General features: G+C 61.6%; 16 protein-coding genes. 11 read left to right on the top strand and 5 right to left on the bottom strand.

Going from position 1 to position 16,775, the window contains the following annotated elements; all coding sequences use genetic code 11:
- Positions 1–3 precede the first annotated feature (3 nt).
- A complete protein-coding gene (gene pheT / locus A0U93_RS03695; RefSeq protein ID WP_077806151.1) occupies positions 4–2,466 on the top strand; it encodes a phenylalanine--tRNA ligase subunit beta in 2,463 nt (820 codons plus the stop codon).
- A gap of 6 nt (positions 2,467–2,472) precedes the next feature.
- On the top strand, positions 2,473–3,666 hold the full coding sequence (gene lpxB / locus A0U93_RS03690; RefSeq protein ID WP_077806150.1) for a lipid-A-disaccharide synthase: 1,194 nt from the start codon (positions 2,473–2,475) through the stop codon (positions 3,664–3,666).
- Here the strand turns inward: lpxB and hisI are convergent.
- Positions 3,645–4,067: a phosphoribosyl-AMP cyclohydrolase gene (gene hisI, locus A0U93_RS03685; RefSeq protein WP_077806149.1), complete on the bottom strand. Its 423-nt coding sequence runs from the start codon at positions 4,065–4,067 to the stop codon at positions 3,645–3,647. The genes lpxB and hisI overlap by 22 nt on opposite strands.
- The gene (ygfZ, locus tag A0U93_RS03680; RefSeq protein ID WP_077806148.1) at positions 4,064–4,861 is read right to left on the bottom strand and encodes a CAF17-like 4Fe-4S cluster assembly/insertion protein YgfZ; all 798 of its coding nucleotides are present in this window, start codon (positions 4,859–4,861) and stop codon (positions 4,064–4,066) included. The genes hisI and ygfZ overlap by 4 nt, the downstream gene beginning before the upstream one ends.
- Positions 4,862–5,000: 139 nt before the next feature.
- Here ygfZ and A0U93_RS03675 point away from each other — a divergent pair, with 139 nt between their 5' ends.
- Genes A0U93_RS03675 through A0U93_RS03655 form a run of 5 tightly spaced genes read left to right on the top strand, consistent with a single transcriptional unit; the run spans position 5,001 to position 10,549 of the window.
- Entirely contained in the window at positions 5,001–7,322 is a 2,322-nt protein-coding gene (locus tag A0U93_RS03675; protein WP_077806147.1) for a cache domain-containing protein, read from the top strand.
- Complete coding sequence (locus A0U93_RS03670) at positions 7,319–8,125, top strand: MlaE family ABC transporter permease (protein WP_245825076.1); 807 nt, start codon at positions 7,319–7,321, stop codon at positions 8,123–8,125. Before A0U93_RS03675 ends, A0U93_RS03670 begins: the two co-directional genes overlap by 4 nt.
- Complete coding sequence (locus A0U93_RS03665; protein WP_077806146.1) at positions 8,122–8,823, top strand: P-loop NTPase family protein; 702 nt, start codon at positions 8,122–8,124, stop codon at positions 8,821–8,823. The genes A0U93_RS03670 and A0U93_RS03665 overlap by 4 nt, the downstream gene beginning before the upstream one ends.
- Complete coding sequence (locus A0U93_RS03660; protein WP_077806145.1) at positions 8,820–9,773, top strand: MlaD family protein; 954 nt, start codon at positions 8,820–8,822, stop codon at positions 9,771–9,773. Before A0U93_RS03665 ends, A0U93_RS03660 begins: the two co-directional genes overlap by 4 nt.
- Positions 9,770–10,549, top strand: coding sequence for a hypothetical protein (locus A0U93_RS03655; RefSeq protein WP_077806144.1), 780 nt, complete (start codon positions 9,770–9,772; stop codon positions 10,547–10,549). The genes A0U93_RS03660 and A0U93_RS03655 overlap by 4 nt, the downstream gene beginning before the upstream one ends.
- Before the next feature lie 16 nt (positions 10,550–10,565).
- Here the strand turns inward: A0U93_RS03655 and A0U93_RS03650 are convergent, their stop codons facing one another.
- The 3 genes from A0U93_RS03650 to A0U93_RS03640 are packed head-to-tail and all read right to left on the bottom strand — an operon-like array spanning position 10,566 to position 12,615.
- Positions 10,566–10,832, bottom strand: coding sequence for a hypothetical protein (locus tag A0U93_RS03650; RefSeq protein ID WP_169852689.1), 267 nt, complete (start codon positions 10,830–10,832; stop codon positions 10,566–10,568).
- A gap of 50 nt (positions 10,833–10,882) precedes the next feature.
- Positions 10,883–12,328, bottom strand: a complete 1,446-nt coding sequence (locus tag A0U93_RS03645; RefSeq protein WP_077806142.1) for a PepSY-associated TM helix domain-containing protein — start codon at positions 12,326–12,328, stop codon at positions 10,883–10,885.
- Positions 12,328–12,615 carry a hypothetical protein gene (locus A0U93_RS03640; protein WP_077806141.1) on the bottom strand — a complete coding sequence of 96 codons (288 nt, stop codon included), beginning with the start codon at positions 12,613–12,615 and terminating at the stop codon, positions 12,328–12,330. Before A0U93_RS03640 ends, A0U93_RS03645 begins: the two co-directional genes overlap by 1 nt.
- A 131-nt stretch (positions 12,616–12,746) precedes the next feature.
- Here A0U93_RS03640 and A0U93_RS03635 point away from each other — a divergent pair, with 131 nt between their 5' ends.
- The 4 genes from A0U93_RS03635 to A0U93_RS03620 all read left to right on the top strand — a co-directional run bounded on the left by A0U93_RS03635 (position 12,747) and on the right by A0U93_RS03620 (position 16,729).
- Positions 12,747–14,954, top strand: a complete 2,208-nt coding sequence (locus A0U93_RS03635) for a TonB-dependent receptor (RefSeq protein WP_077806140.1) — start codon at positions 12,747–12,749, stop codon at positions 14,952–14,954.
- A gap of 153 nt (positions 14,955–15,107) precedes the next feature.
- The gene (locus A0U93_RS03630) at positions 15,108–15,491 is read left to right on the top strand and encodes a PRC-barrel domain-containing protein (RefSeq protein ID WP_211274044.1); all 384 of its coding nucleotides are present in this window, start codon (positions 15,108–15,110) and stop codon (positions 15,489–15,491) included.
- Between the two features lie 128 nt (positions 15,492–15,619).
- Positions 15,620–15,928 (top strand): ArsR/SmtB family transcription factor, encoded by a 309-nt coding sequence (locus A0U93_RS03625; protein ID WP_077806139.1) that lies wholly within the window; start codon positions 15,620–15,622, stop codon positions 15,926–15,928.
- 54 nt (positions 15,929–15,982) lie between these two features.
- Positions 15,983–16,729: an SDR family NAD(P)-dependent oxidoreductase gene (locus tag A0U93_RS03620; protein ID WP_077806138.1), complete on the top strand. Its 747-nt coding sequence runs from the start codon at positions 15,983–15,985 to the stop codon at positions 16,727–16,729.
- The last annotated feature ends 46 nt before the right edge of the window (positions 16,730–16,775 follow it).

The raw sequence follows: 16,775 nt of genomic DNA, 5'->3' as shown, positions 1-16,775 counted from the left end.
GTCATGAGGTTCACGCTGTCCTGGCTGCGCGAGCATCTGGATTTCACGGCTTCGCTGGACGAGATCGTCACCCGGCTGAATGCGATCGGCCTGGAGGTCGAAAGTGTCGATAATCCGGCGGATCGCCTGAAGGGCTTTCGTGTCGCGAAAATCCTGGAAGCGCATCGCCATCCCGATGCTGACCGACTTCAGGTCTGCATTGTCGCGGCGGGCGGTGATTTCGAGCGCGTGCAGGTTGTCTGCGGTGCGCCGAATGCGCGTGCGGGACTGCATGTGATTTTCGCGCCGCCGGGCACGTATATTCCCGGCAGCGATATGACGATCAAGGCCGGCCGTATTCGGGGGCAGGAGAGCGGCGGCATGCTCTGTTCGCTTCGTGAGCTCGGATTGGGTGAGGAAGCCGACGGTATTGCGGAATTGCCGGAGAACGTCGTTCTGGGGCAATCCTACGCGGCTTTCGCGAAGCTCGATGATCCGATCGTGGAGATCGCCATCACGCCGAACCGTGGCGATGCGCTGAGCATCCGGGGCATTGCGCGTGATCTTGCGGCGGCAGGCGTCGGGCATCTCAAGCCCTGGCTGACCGAGACGGTGGAGGGGAGTTTCCCGTCGCCGATTAACTGGGCGATCGATTACGACAAGGCTTGTCCTCACGTTGTCGGCTGTATGGTTCGCGGTGTCCGGAACGGTCCGAGTCCGGCATGGCTGCGTCGCCGACTTGAAGCGGTCGGCGTCAAGCCGATCTCCCGTCTCGTGGATGTCACGAATTATCTGACTTACGACCTCGGGCGGCCGCTGCATGTCTTCGACGCCGCCAAACTGGCGGGCGACACGCTGACCGTAACGCGTGCCGCGCGCGAGACGTTTACCGGGCTGGACGGTCGTGACTACGTTCTGGGCACCGACGATATTGTGATTGTGGACAACAGCGGCGTGCAGTCGCTGGCCGGCATCATGGGTGGCGAGGCAAGCGGCGTCTCCGATGAGACGACGGACGTTTTTATCGAGTCCGCGCTTTTCGATGCGGTACAGGTTGCGCTGACCGGACGGCGGCTGGCCATTCATACGGATGCGCGGCAACGCTTCGAGCGCGGCATCGATCCCGCGCTGCTCCTGCCTGGCCTGGAAGCGGCGATCAAGATGATCCTCGATCTGTGCGGCGGCGAAGCGAGCGAGATCGTGCAGGCGGGAGAAACGCCGTCCTGGCAACGTGATGCGTGGCTGCGTTTCGAACGGATAGAGACACTCGGCGGCGTTCAGATCGACCCGGAGACGGCTGTTCGGTCGCTGGAGCATCTGGGTTTTGCGGTACTGGAGCGTACGGATGAGAAGGCGCGGTTCGCCGTGCCGTCCTGGCGCAACGATATCGCAACGGGCGTCGTGCTGGATCAGGCGCCGCATCTCGATCCGGACCGCGCGCAGTCGGCATCGGCCGAGGTGCATGCGATCGAGGCGGAATGCGATCTGCTGGAGGAAATTCTGCGCCTCCACGGGCTGGATGCCATCCCGGCGCGCAAACTGCCGCGTAGCACCATGATCCCTTCCGCAGCCCTCGATGCCCGGCAGGCCCGCAAGGGTATCGCGCGACGGGTATGTGCAACACGCGGCTTGATGGAGACGGTCGGTTTCTCCTTCGTTGCGCTGGATGATGCGGCACGCTTTGGTGGTGCGCCGGAGAGCCTGCGATTGCTCAACCCGATTGCAAGCGATCTCAATCAACTCCGCCCGACACCGCTACCGAACCTTGTACATGCCTGGCAGGAGAATGCGGCACGGGGTCATGAGGCTGCGGGGTTTTTCGAATTGGGGCCGGCTTTCGGGCAGGAGGGGCAGGCCCTGGTGCTCGCCGGATTGCGTGGCGGACGAACGGCGCGCCATCCGGAGGTCGCGGCGCGTGACATGACGGTGTGGGATGCAAAGGGCGATCTTGAAGCGGCCCTGCTCGCGCTCGGCGTGCCGGTGGAGGCGCTCAGCGTCACGACTGACGCGGCAGCGCATTACCATCCGGGACGTTCGGGGCAGATTCGCCAGGGGCCGAAGATCGTACTCGGTGCTTTCGGTGAACTGCATCCGCGCATTGCGCATGACATGGGCATCGACGGAACGCTGGTTGCGTTCGAACTGTTCATGGATGCCGTTCCGCTGCCGAAAAACCGCCGCCGCGCCGCGCCGCAGCTTTCTCCCATGCAACCGGTGCGCCGGGACTTCGCCTTCCTGGCCGGACCGGAAACCGAGGCTCAGGCTGTTCTTCGGGCCGCGCGGGGTGCCGAACGGAACCTCATCACCGAGGTCCGTCTGTTCGATGTCTATGAAGGCAAGCCGCTGGAACCGGGCTATCGCTCACTGGGCATCGAAGTGGTGCTTCAGCCCATGCAAGCCAGTCTTATGGACGCTGAAATCGAAGCCGTGTCGGATAAGATCGTTGCGGCGGTCGAGAAAGCCACCGGCGCGACGCTGCGGCGCTGATCCATCATGCGCGAACAGAAGCCCATACCCCGCGTCATTTGGCTGTTGGCCGGAGAGGCAAGCGGGGATGTTCTGGGCGCGCGGCTGATGCAGGCGCTCCATGCCGCCGATCCGCATCTGGCGTTCGTCGGCGTCGGTGGGACGCGGATGGAAGCATTGGGATTGCAAAGTCTCTTCCCGATGCATGAACTGGCGCTCATGGGGCTGGTCGAGGTTCTGCCGCGCTTGCGCAGCCTGTCTCGCCGCCTGAACGAGGCAGCGCTGGATATCGAGCGTCGGCAGCCCACGATGATCGTGACGATCGATAGTCCGGGCTTTGCGCTTCGCCTGCTCAAGCGCATTCGTCATCTCGATATTCCACGTGTTCATTACGTTGCGCCGCAGGTCTGGGCCTGGCGGGAGAAGCGCGTAAAGGAATTTCCCGGCTTATGGGACCGGCTGCTGTGCCTGCTGCCGTTCGAGGCGGAATGGTTCGCCGAACGCGGGATCGAGGCGCAGTTCGTCGGGCATCCAGTGCTGCAGTCGGAAGCGGACAAGGGTGACGCCCAGCGTTTCCGGACGCGGCACGATATTCCCGAAGGTGTGCCGATCCTTGTCCTGATGCCGGGCAGTCGTCGCTCCGAGGTGCCACGCCTGCTGCCGGTGTTCGGGCAGATGCTGACGCTGCTGAAGCGTCGCTTGCCCGATATACGACCGGTCATCCCCGTATCGCCGATAGTCGCGCCAACGGTCCGGGCGGCTGTGGCCGACTGGCCGGTGCAGCCCTGCATCGTCACCGATCTGCATGACAAGCATGATGCGTTCGCGGCAGCGGGCGCGGCGTTGACCAAATCCGGGACCTCGACGCTCGAACTGGCGCTGGCGCGCGTGCCGATGGCCGTGACCTATCGGGTCAATCCCCTTACGGCGTTCATCGTGCGGCGCCTGATCCGCGTGCCGTTCGTGGCAATGATCAATCTGCTGGCGCGTCGCGGCATCGTGCCGGAATTGTTGCAGGAACAGTGCCGTCCGTCCGTTCTGGCGAAGACGGTTGAGACGTTGCTGTGCGATCCGGCCGTCGCCGATGCGCAGCGACAGGCATTCGGTGACGTTCTTGCACAACTGCGTCCGCCGTCGGATACGCCGCGTGGCGGAACGGCGGCGGATGCGGCGGCGGCGGCGATTCTGGAACTGATGAATCAGGGGCCGGTGGCGGCGTAAAGCGTTTCCGGCGCAATGCGCGGTGCCTCGGTGTCCTGCAAGCCGTCCGGCCCGACGCTCTTGTAGAAGCAGCTGCGACGTCCGGTATGGCAGGCGACGCCCGTCTGATCGACGATGAGCAGAACGGCGTCGCTGTCGCAATCGAGACGGATATCGACGATTTTCTGTCGTTGTCCGGAGGTTTCGCCCTTTCGCCACAGCGTATCGCGGCTGCGCGAGAAATAGCAGGCCTGACCGGTCGCGATCGTCTCGGCCAGGGCGGCGTGATTCATCCATGCCAGCATGAGAACGGCGCCGTCATCGGCGGATTGTGCGATCGCCGCGATCAGGCCGTCCGAATTGAAACGCACGCTGTCCAGAATGGGCGCGATGCTGGCGGAATTGGGCGGGCGATAACTCATGCGTCCTGTTCCTTGAGCCAGTCGGGGACGACGGCAGTGAGAGCCATCCCGTCGCATGTCAGTGTTTCCTGCCACGCCTCGCGTCGCAGGAAAGCCAGCCCGTGTTGACCAACCGAGGATCGCAGCGTGCCGACCTCCCTGTCGTCCAGCATGATCGGGCTCCCGATGGGCGGCAGGGGGTGGCTGCTTTCCACAGGCAGGAGGCGACGCTTGACCAGGCCCCGATAATGGGTGCGGGCTGTCAGTTCCTGACCCATGTAGCAGCCTTTCGTCCACGATATCCCATGGAGGTGATCGAAATTTGCTTCCAGCAACAAGGTCTTTTCGGGTTCGCAGTCGATGGCGTCGGGCAGACCGAGTTTGATACGATGCTGGTCGTAGGTATCGGTCCGGACAGTCGTTTCCTTCGCAGGGCCATAAGCGCGCCATCCCGCCTGCGGCAGGCGTGGGTCGGGGGCGGCATGTCGTGCCGGCATTCCGGCATCGTCCCAGCCAGCTTGTACGGTCAGGTCGGTGGCCGCGATCTGGACATCCGCACGGAGGCGAAAGCGCGATAGTTTGGTGACGAGCATGTCCGTCTGTGTCTCGTGGGTGTCGAGCAGAAGACGCTCATCCTCCGCGAAAACGAAGAAATCGGCGAGGTATCGGCCCTGTGGTGTCAGAAAACCTGCCCACACGGCGTTCTGGGGCGTGGCACGCGCCACATCGTTCGAGATCAGTCCCTGGAGGAAAGTGATGCGATCACGACCGGTTACGGCCAGAATTCGTCGTTCGGGCAGTTGGCTCGTCGGCATGGCGGCTCTCCCGTGATGATTGGTGTTGCAAGGTTCGAGCAAGCATGTCTGGCACGCCGGTGCAAGCTTGGCGCTTTGCTTCTGCTGGAAGGGATGACTAAAAGGATTAAGGGCGACAATTTGTAACGAAGGATTCCTTTTGGCCGTCAGGGAAATTGTCGATCCAGCCGGAACCGATGCCGGGCAGCGTCGCCGGACGCTGTTGCAGGTAGGGGGGCCGATTCTCGGCGTTGTGCTGGTCGTGGCCGTTATTCTCGGCGTCACGTTGCACTCCTATGTGACCAATCGAAGTGGCGTGCTGGCGCTGGCGCGCAACATGTTCATCATTCAGCAAGCGCAGATTACACAGCAGGTGTCTGACTATCTCGGTCCGGCGCCCGCCACGGCGGCGGTGGCGCAGGATATCCTGACCGGCCAGTTGAGCGATCAGCCGCCCCAGACATTCATGGCCTATGGCGCGTCCATGCTTCGGCACGTTCCGCAGGTCGAGAGTTTCTACCTGTCCGACGATACGGGTGCATTCTGGTTCATCGATCGCAATCCGGCGGGGATGCCCGCGGGCATGGAGTGGGTGCACCTCATGAAGGCGGGAGATCGTACGGTCTTCCGCCACTGGTACTACAATGACAGGCAGGAGCTTTTCCGCACGGAGGATGTCGATGCCAAGGGATACGATCCGCGTGTAAGGGCCTGGTATACCGGGGCCGCGGGCGCGAAGGGATTGTATTGGGCCAATCCTTATCCGATCCGCGAGACGGGGCAGTTCGTGGTGACCGCCTCTACGAAGATCAAGACGTCGAACGGTCACATGGCGATCTTCGCCATCAATATCTCGCTTAATCGATTGACGGAGTTTCTGGCTGGCATACGTATCGGCAATTCCGGGCAGGCGATCATCGTCGATACCGGCGGTCATGTCGTTGCCGGACATGAAATGCTGACCCTGGCGAAAAAGGCGGATTGGGATTTCGGGCGCATGACGCTCGACCCGCAGCGACAGCTGGTTTTCGAGCGCACGCTGGCCATGTATCACGTCTACGGTGCCGGGCCCCGCATTGTGCATGCCCGCGGCGAGGATTATGTCACGATTGCCTCGCCACTTGAGCATGGTCGGCAACGCGGCTGGATATTGCTGCTGAATGCGCCGGAACATGATTTCGCGGCATTTACCCGTGTTGCAGGCCGACAAAACCTTGTCTTTTCGCTCCTCATCGTGGTTCTGGCGGCAATTCTTGCCGGGTTTCTGGTCCGGCAGAGTCGCAAGACCGAACGTATCTATCGTGTTCTGCAAGGCGAGCGTGCGCAGCGCCGCGGTGAGAACCAGGCGCTTGGCGATATTGCGGCGCAGCCGGACCTGTTCGATCCCAACCGGGAAATGCCGATCCTGACCGTTCGAACGGCCGAACTGGCGAAGGCACGGCGGGTGAGTCTCTGGCGGTTTCTTGGGGATGACGACCGGCTGCTATGCGAGGATGCCTATGATCGGGACGAGGACGCGCACAGCACGGGCGTGGAACTCTCCCACGGCGATCTGGCACCGTTCTTCGACATGATCCGCGCCGGGGAACTGGTCGCCACGGCGGACGCCGCCAACGATGATCGTTTCAAGGTCTTTCAACGGCTTTACATGCGTGGATTCGGCAGCAACGCTGTCGTGATCGTTCCGATCAATGCGCGGGGCCGTGTGATGGGCATGGTTGCGCTGGAAGACGCCGAACTCGGGCGGTCTTCAGGTTATCTGGCGGGGCTGATCGGCGGTATCGCCGCAGTGCGTTTCGTGGCGGCGGGCACAGCACAGGAACACGACGACCGTCCGGCGGCGCGCATCGCGCCCGGCGAGCCTGTCGACGTGCATTTCGAGGAAGGGTTTCTTCTTGCGCCGCATGGCGACCCGAACGAGGTCATGCCGCCCGGACGCTATCCGATGGTGTCGATCGCGACGATCTCCTTCGGCGATGCGACGTCGCAAGGGCCGCAGAACGACTTCGATCTGCTGCCGCTCGTGCAGGAGATCGCGGCGCAGGTGCAGGATATCGCGCGGGAACACCGGCTGTATTCCGTCCAGATCATCGGCCATCGGCTATATCTGGTTGGCGGGATCGGCAAGGAGCCGGATCGTGGGGCAGTCCTGCGTCTTGCCGATGCGGTGCTGGCGATCCGGGAGGCCTGTCTGATCAAACTTGCCGATGCGGACGTCATCTCCAGTTTCCGGATCGGGCTGGATGTCGGCAATGCGATCGGCGCAACCCTTGGCCATGACCCCGGGCTTTTCAATCTCTGGGGCGATGCGCTCCAGAAGTCTGAGTTGCTGGCGGAAAGCCTGTCGGATGCGGGAACCATTCAGGTGTCCGAAGCGGCCTATATTCTGCTGCGCGATGCCTATCTTTTCCGTCCACGCGGGTTGTTTTATCTGCCCCGCAGTGGCGTCACGCGCAGTTATATCATGGCGGGACGACGTTGAGCGCAATTGCGGCTGGCGGACGGGACTTCCTGCGTTGGCTCGGCGGGGCGACCCGGCGGCAACTGCGCTTCACGCTGATGCTGGTCGGCGCCGGTTGGGGAGTGCTGAAGGAGGCTGCAAGGCCAAATTCGTGGCGACGAACCGTGCGTCTCGAATTCCGGGAGGCCCTTCGGCAGGCGACGGGCGGCGGATTGATAAGCACGCTTTTCGTTGCGGCATTGACGGGGTTCGGAATCGTCGCGCAGGCGGTTTACTGGCTCAATATCGTCGGCATGGCGCAGACGACGGATTCGCTGCTGGCGACAGTTCTTGTGCGTGAGATCGCCCCGGTTCTGGTGGGCGTTATCCTGCTGGGGCGTACAGGCATGCTGGGGCTGACGCAAACCGGGATGTTGACGCTCGGCGGCCAGATGCGTGCGTTGCAGTCCGAAGGGATCGATCCGTTCCTGATGTTCGTCATGCCGCGCACGCTGGCGATGACGGTGAGTTCGTTTTCGCTGGGGATCCTGTTCAGCGCCGTCTCGCTGTCCGTCGGGTACATCGTCTGCTGGGTAGAGTCGATCGAGACGATGCCGATCTGGACGTTCCTCTATGATGTGGTCTGCGCCATGGACCCCATCGACTATCTTGGTATTCCGCTAAAATTCCTGTTCAGCGGCTTTTTCGTCAGTCTGTCGTGCTGTCTGACAGGTATGGATGCGACGCAGGACGATAGCGTCGCGACCCTGCTGCCGCGCGGCTTCGCGCGAGGCATTCTGGTGCTGATGATTATCAACGTCGCACTGACGGTGGGTGTCGCATGAGCCATTATTGGGGGGCGACAGTGGAGATGGCGCAGGCACGCCCGATTTCCGACGATATGGGGCTGCTTAGCGTCAGCTACAATTTTCGCCTGATGCCGGGGGACTGCGCGCTCATACGGTCGCGTGACGTGCAGCGGACCGCACTTTTCGCCGATCTCTGCTCCGGGATGATCCCGCTGCGGTCCGGCACGCTGCGATGCATGGGACTTGAGTGGTCGAAGCTTAACGAACGGCGGAGCTGGGCGCTGCGCGGTCGGATCGGGCGGGTGGCACAGAGCGGTTCCTGGATCGATCTGTTCGACACGCACATGAACATCCTCATGCCGCAGTTGCATCACACTCGATCGCCGACGGACGAACTTATCGCCAGAGCCACGCAACTATCGGCGAATTTCGGGCTTCCCGGTCTGCCGGTGTTGCCACCCAGCCGTCTGGGTGCGCTCGATCTGCGGCGGGCGGCGCTGGTGCGGGCCTTCCTCGGCGAGCCGGACCTGCTGCTGCTGGAGGAACCGGTCGGCACTGACAATCCCGATCTGATGTCGGCGTTCCTGGCGGCACTGACGCGCGCGCGCGATGCCGGCACGGCCGTCATCTGGTTCGCGCGGGACGAGGTGGTCTGGCAACCCTATCGCGATCAGGCGACACATTGCCTTCGCTTGCTTGATGAAGGACTTTTCCCGATGAGAGGCACTCCATGATCCGGCTGCGCCATCACGATCGTGCGCAGCCGCTGCTGCGCGTGCGTTTCACGGATGAGTGGATCGGATTGCTGGTGCTCCTCTGTCTGGCCGTATTTGTCGCGGCGGTGGTCGAGGCGGGTATTCTCCGCAACTGGCTGACACCGGCGGCGCAGCTTCGTCTCACGCTGCCGGAAAACGGCATCGCCGGTCTGGCGGTCGGTAATGACATCGAACTGATGGGCACGCGCGTCGGCTCGATCAGGGCGGTGCATCTGAACCAGAACAGCCAGATGTATGCCGTCGCCAATATCGATCCTCAGTTCAAGAGCTTCGTGCGCAAGGACAGCACGGTGACGATCCGGCGTCGTTTCGTCGTCGCGGGGGCTTCCTATATCGACCTGTCACGGGGACATGGCGAACAGATGGACTGGGAGTTCGCCGAACTGCCGGCGAAGGTAGAGCCCAACCCGGCAGACATGATTACCCACACGCTTGCCGATATCGAGAAGCAGGTCGTACCGATCATGCATAACGCGGAAGCAATTACGGCGGACCTGAAAACCGTCACCGACAATATCAAGGCCGGGCGTGGCTCGGTCGGCGAACTCCTGAGCGATGATACGCTGCTCAAGCGTGCCGATGCGACGGTGCTGACCCTGCAGGAGACGATCGAACGGTTGAAGCCGATCGAAGGGCAGGTCACGGGTGTTCTGAACAAGGCGGACGGCACGATGGCCAATCTGCGTGCGACCAGCGCCGATGTGCATCGCATGACGCCGGATATTCACGACACGATCCGCCATGCCGATGCGGCAACAGCGCAATTGCCGGCACTGTTGACGCAGGCGGAGGCAACGGCCGGGAGCCTGAAGAAGCTGAGCGACCAGCTGCGTGGCTTGTGGTTGCTGGGTGGCGGCGGGCAGAAGACACCATCGCGACGGCTGCCGCCACGGGCGATTGCGCCATGAAGCGCGGCGCGGCTTTGGCGCTGCTCCTGCTGGGGGGCTGCGGTTCGCATGTCTCCACCGGTCCGCGCGCCGATGAGGCCTATGACAACGCAATGGATACCGGACGTAGCGCATTCGATCTTGCGCACCCTGAGCAGGCGCAGGGCGATTATGAGACGGCCTACGGGCGTGCCCTTTTGCGGGACGATGCCGTGGCGCTTGGAGACGCTGGATATAACCTTGCCGTGACGGCGTTGGCGCAGGACAGGCCCCAGCAGTCGCTTGATATGGCCATGCGGACACGTTCGGACCTGAGCATCCGGGGGCGGCGTGTTTCCGATGATCTGGCCGTGGTGGAAGCGGCGGCGTTCTACCGTCTGGGGCGGTATCGGGATGCTTTCGATACCGCGCGGGGTGTCCATGCCGGCAATATGGCACTGCAGGAGCGCACAATGTTCATCAGCGGGTTGGCCGCCGATGCACTGGGTGATGCCGAAGGCCTGTCGGCTGCTTTACAGGGCATTGGCACGGGGCCGAAACTTGCCAGGGGGTCGCAGGCGGATCGCGATGAACTGTCGGCCCGTCTGGCACTGCGCACGGGGCAGGCGGCAAGCGCCGTGTCGCAGGCCCTAGGCGCCGTCGACCTGCGACGGGATGAACTGGACTATCGTGGCATGGCACGTGCGCTGCGCCTTGCCGCCAGTGCCGCCCGACAGGATGGAAAGCTGGATCGCGCTGCGCGTTATGAGCGGCAGGCACAGGATAGTCTGTCGCAGAATGGGGCGTCGACGCGCTGAGGTGGCGGGAACAGGATCAGGAGTGAAGGCTGACGGGCTTTCGCATCGATGCCGGTGCCGCGGTTCTTGCCCGGGAATGATGGGTCATCAACACGGCGAGGATCGCCGCAACCAGTAATCCGGCGGGCGGCATCGTGTAGATCCACACGATGATGCCGATGCCGCCATAAGCGTGGCAACATAGAAAAAACGCGAGAAACGGGGCGATTCCTGTCAGAGCACCCGATATCGTCCGGGGGACGGGTGCATCGCCCAGGATGCGCACGATTTTCTGTTGTCTCATGGCGTGTGTTGCGAGTGCTGTGGCCCACAGGAAAACGGAGAGCGCCAGAATCATGATGCGTGCTCCGGCGAGAGCCGACGGTACAGATGCCAGGCGAGAATGCCGACAAGGAAGGCGAGCGTATCGACGGCGATGAAGGGTGAACTGGCCGGCAGGGTCCATCCATGATCGCGCGTGCTGAGATCGAGCAGTGGCAACGTCACGGCGAGCATACCGAGGGTCGCAGCTTGCTGACGCCACGCCCGCCCGGCATGACCGGAGAGGGAGAAGGCGAACGCATGAACCGCGGTGAACAGCCAGATATCAAGCGTGGCATGGAACTCCGCCAGCGCTCGATGGGGCAGGAAAGGCGGTAGCAGTCGGTTTAGCCAGAAAAGGCTCAACGTCGCCACGGGGAAGCCCAGCACGACGGCCATCGTCAAGCCTTCCGCCAGATGGAACGTCCATTCCCCGCCGTGCTGGCGCCGATAGCGCATCAGAAACAGGACGAGACCGCTGGCCATCATGATGGCGCCAGTCAGGCCGGCCAGGAAATAAAGCCAGCGGATCGGCAGCGGTGCCCAGCGTATGTAGTGTAGGCCACGGAAGGCCTGTTGCGAGCGTGCGATGGCGCCGCCATGGCGTGTGATATGAAGCAGGTGGCCGTCCCGATAATCGAAGGCCACTTCGTCCCGTGTCAGGTAGAAGCGGGTGAAGTCACCCTGCACGACATGAATGGCATCCGGACCGAAGAGGATGAAACCGGTTTTGCCATCGCCGAGAACGCGCTCGGCCTCGATAATCATGGGGGCAAGGGGCGGAAGGTTTTCAGGAGCCGATGATTGCGCGGAAAGTGTGTCTTTCCTGACGCCGCCATCCGGCAGAATGGCGCCGGAATGCACGACGACGCCCGTATAGGCTGTTGCCGTGATGAACGGCAGGAACAGGACGCCTGCCAGTATGTGGGCGTCCATCCATGCGCGCGGACGGGCCGCGAAGGGGCGGAAAAGCACGATATCGGGGATGATGGATCGCCAGTGAATGACGATGCCGGAGCCGATCGCCACGAGCATGGCCAGTCCAAGGGTGTCTACGATGCGGCGACCCCAGTCGTGTCCCGCCAGCAGGGTGAAATGCAGATTATAGAAGAAATTGCCGCCGACGGTCTCACGCGCCGGGACGACCTGACCTGATCGGGGATCGAGCGCCGGTCCGACGAATTCCTGGCCATCGTAATGCAGGATGCGGAGTGCCGGATCACGTGGGGAGGGCAGGTTCAGGAAGGCGATGACGCCCTGACGGTGCAGTGACCACAACATGTTCTCAGCGTGCGACAGGACGCCTGGGGAGGGGTGTACGCCGAATGGCAACTGGATCTCCGGCTGCATCCATCGTCCGATTTCGATATCGAAGGTGGAAAGCGTACCGGCGGCGAAGATGATCGTCAGCGGCAGGCCGGCAATGAAGCCGACCCAGCCGTGCAGCCATCCCATGCGCGTCCGCAGGTTGTCGCGCATCACAGGATCCAGCCTGTCAGGCCGACTATCCCGCCCAGCAGGCCGAGGAGCATCATGCCGCGCTGATGGCTCTGCCAGGCGAATCCGACGAGGATCAGTAAAGGAAGCATGGCAATGGCGATGGGTTGCCCGGCGAGGGCCGCGTCGCGTGCGTGGGTTGGTGACCACCGCACCATGGTCTGCACGAGGCCGAATGCGATGAAATAGGCGATGGCGCTGGCGAATACGCTACGGCAGAGCCATCGCAAAATCGGATCGGCGGGGGCGGGAGGGGAACTGCGACGCATTCTCATGTGGCTACGATGCAACTCCGCAGCTGTAAAGACGCGAAAATCTAAATTCATGCCCAGAGATGAATTGCGAACGCATCGCAATAGCGTGTATCGGAGCCGCCTGAACTCTAGCTGGGGCTTCGACTTTGCCTTTCTCCAATCGCATATTGCTGCGTCATCTCTCCGGACGGGGTGGTCTTGCACTGCTCGCCGTCGGCACTTCCCTGTCCGGCAGTGCATTCGCCCAACAGACCACGACGCAATCGACCGCGCCTTCATCGCAGCAGCAGGCCAGCGACAGGGGAACGGATGAGCGGATTGTCGTCGAAGCCAAACGCCGTAACCAGATGGAAGTGACGTCCGGCGGGCAACTGGGTGTGCTTGGCAACAAGAAGGGGCTGGATGTGCCCTTCAATGTGCGCAGCTATAATGCGAGTCTGATTCTCAATCAGCAGTCGCAGACGCTCGGACAGGTACTGGAGAACGATCCGTCAGTACGCACGACGTTCGGGTATGGTAATTTTTCGGAAGAGTTCATCATTCGCGGTTTTCCTGTCTATGGGGACGACGTGTCGATCGACGGGCTCTATGGCATCGTGCCGCGACAGTTGGTCTCACCTCAACTTTATGATCAGGTTCAGGTGCTCAACGGTGCCGGCGCTTTCCTCAACGGTGCGGCACCGGGTGGCACGGCCATCGGCGGCAATATCAATCTGACGATGAAGCATGCGACGAATGCGCCGATCACGCGCATCACCGGCGACTACACCAGCAATGCCATGGGCGGTGGCGGCATCGACGTCGGGCGTCGTTTCGGACGGGACAAGGCTTATGGCCTGCGGGTAAATGTCGCGGGCATGAGCGGCAATGACTCGATCGATCATGAGCGCCGTCATTCCGTGGCCGTCGGCGGCGCTTTCGACTGGCACGACGAGAAGACGCGCATCAAGGTGGACATGGACTATCAGAATCAGGGCGTGAACTGGGGGCGGCCTGCGATTTTTCTTGGTTCCGGCGTCACACGGGTGCCGCGTCCCGTTGCGCCGTCACGCAACTTCGGCCAGCCATGGACCTATAACGAACTCAATTACATTTTCGGCAAATTCGACGTCGAGCATGATTTTTCGAAATATGTAACCGGCTATGCTGCGTTTGGCGGCCAGGGTGGGCATGAAGAAGGCAACTACTCGTCGTTGACCATCTCGGACGCTGTCACCGGTGCCGGTTCGAACGGCAGCATGTATGTTCCGTATGTTCAGACGAATGAAAGCACGCGTGCGGGTATTCGTGCGCATTTCGCGACGGGACCGGTGAAGCACGAGATCAATGCCGGGGGATCTTCCCTATGGGAAGATACGGACACAGCCTATGCTTTCGCGTTGACTTCCCTGCAAAGTAATCTTTACCGACCGAACTATGCGCCTTCGCCAGCCCAGACGCTTGTCGGCGGCAATATCGATAATCCTGCCCTGCACAACCGGACGCGGCTTTATAGCCTGTTCTTCTCCGACACCATGTCGTTTTTCGATAATCGCGTCGCGTTGACGGGCGGCTTTCGTTACCAGAACATGCTGCTGAAGGCCTACGACTATAATACGCAGGCCCGTACGTCCCGTTACGACCAGGATGCGATCACGCCTGTCGTCGGGCTTGTGGTGCATCCGACGCGTCGGACATCGCTTTACTTCAATCGCATCGAAGGCCTGTCGCAGGGGCCGACGGCCAGCGGCAATGTCGTCAATCTCGGCGAGGTTTTCCCGCCCTACAAGACGACACAGTACGAGGTGGGCGCGAAATACGACATCGGGACGCTGAGTATGTCGCTCGCGTTATACCAGTTGTCGCAACCCAATCCCTACACCTCGCCGATCGGCGATACGGGTTTGCTGCGCTACACGGTCGATGGACAGCAGCGGAACCGTGGCATCGAGTTCAATGTGAACGGCCAGATCCTCCCGGGCCTGCGCTTCAACGGTGGCACGGCGATTATCGATGCGGATCTCCGCCGGACGTCGAGCGGCTATGATGGCAACAGGGCGATCGGCGTGCCGGGATACACGATCAACGGCAATCTTGAATACGATCTGCCGTTCCTGCGCGGCGCGACGGTGACGGGACGCGTCGTGCAGACCGGCCATCAATGGGCGAATGTGGCCAACACCCAGCGCCTGCCGAACTGGACGCGTTTCGACCTTGGCGCGCGCTATACCTTCGTGCTGGACCACAAGGCGATTACGACCCGTTTCGGCGTCGATAATCTGGCCAATTCGCGCTACTGGGCGTCGTCTTTCGGCGGCTACCTCCTGGAAGGGTTGCCGCGCACGTTCAAATTCTCGTTCACTGCCGATCTATGACCGGAAAAGACGTGGCATGTCGAAGATAATTTTCGACATGCCGGTGACATGATATCTCACCAGTAATGCGGATTAAATTTTCCGCCTCGACTTGTTCGCGACTGGTGGCATGCCCACGCTTAGTACAGCAGCCACGAGAAAGCAGAGGTCATCATGTCGCAGACAATGCAAGACCTGTCGAACGAGACTCACGATCTGATCGCGTCCGACCGGGTGGAAGGCACAGCCGTTTATTCTCGCTCTGGCGAGCATCTCGGCACCGTCAAGAATTTCATGGTCGACAAGCAATCCGGCCACGTAGCCTATGCTGTCATGAGTTTCGGCGGCTTTCTTGGTATCGGTGATCGCTATCATCCCCTGCCGTGGAAAACGCTGCATTACGATCCGGGACGGAGTGGCTATGTTGTCGATCTGACCGCTGATCAGTTGCGTGACGCGCCGAACTACGGTTCTGACACGGCGCCGAACTGGGATGATCAGATTTATGGTCATTCTGTTGACGATTACTATGCGCACGCGGGGACGATAATGCGCTGATGCATCGACCGGCGTATTATATTTCACCACATCGATAATCTTGTGCTGCGCCGCTGCCTTCGGGCAGCGGTTTTTTTTCATTTGGCGGCAGTACCTGTCGTTCCCGGTACCCGGTCGCTATATGAAGCATGATGGATAAGCGAAAGAACGAATTGGCCCCCGACGGTGTTCTGGCGATCACGAAAGCGCTGGCTGATGCACGTCGTGTCGGCATCCTGACGTCGATTGCCCGGGCGGGAGGGGAGATGCCCTGCTGCCAGTTGCCGGATCTGGGGAAGGTGAGTGCGGCGACAATTTCCCATCACATGAAAGAGCTTGAGAATGCTGGCCTGATCGCGATCCGGCGCGAGGGAAAATTCGCACATCTTCGTTTGTGCGATGACGTTGTCGACGCTTATTGCGACCGAATGAAGGAAATGTTGAGCCCTCCTCCTTGAAACGAAGGGTCGGTCCACACAGTTAGATATCTGTCTAAATGACGGAGCTATATCATGGGCAAACTGACAGGTAAGGTCGCGCTGGTCACCGGCGCATCCAAGGGTATCGGCGCGCAGATCGCCAAGGCGCTTGCAAGCGAGGGTGCCTCGGTCGTCGTGAATTATGCGAGCAGTCGCGAAGGTGCGGAGAAAGTCGTGTCCGAGATCGCGGCGGCCGGCGGCAAGGCGGTGGCCGCCGGTGGCAATGTCGCGGTCGAGGCGGATGTTGCGGCGTTATTCGCGGCAGGCAAGGAAGCGTTCGGGACGATCGATATCGTCGTCAACAACGCGGGCGTCTATGCGATGGCCCCCCTCGAGGACGTGACGCCGGAAAGCTTCCATCGACATTTCGATATCAACGTTCTGGGGCTGTTGCTCGTGTCCAGGGCCGCGGCTGCGCAGTTCGGCCCGCAGGGCGGCAATATCATCAATATCGGTTCGGTCGCCAGCCGTCTGAATATGGCCGGCAACGTCGTTTATACCGCAACGAAATATGCCGTGGACGGTATTACGCGCGTGCTTGCCAAGGAACTGGGCGGTCGCAATATTCGCGTGAATTCGATCAATCCCGGCCTGGTGGCAACGGAAGGCGTCGAGGCGCTGGGCGTTCTCGAAAGTGACATGGTCGAGACATTCAAGCGGCAGACACCGCTCGGTCGGGTCGGGAAACCGGACGATATTGCCAAGGTTGCCGTTTTCCTGGCCTCCGATGATTCCTATTGGGTCACCGGCGAGACCATCGCCGCTTCCGGCGGTATGTAAACGTATCTTCCGGCGGATGACCGGATACGCCTGCCCGGACCGGGAT

This window comes from Neoasaia chiangmaiensis (assembly GCF_002005465.1).
GTDB lineage: Bacteria > Pseudomonadota > Alphaproteobacteria > Acetobacterales > Acetobacteraceae > Neoasaia > Neoasaia chiangmaiensis.
Note: the sequence above shows the minus strand (reverse complement) of the source record. Positions and strands in the feature narration are given on the sequence as shown.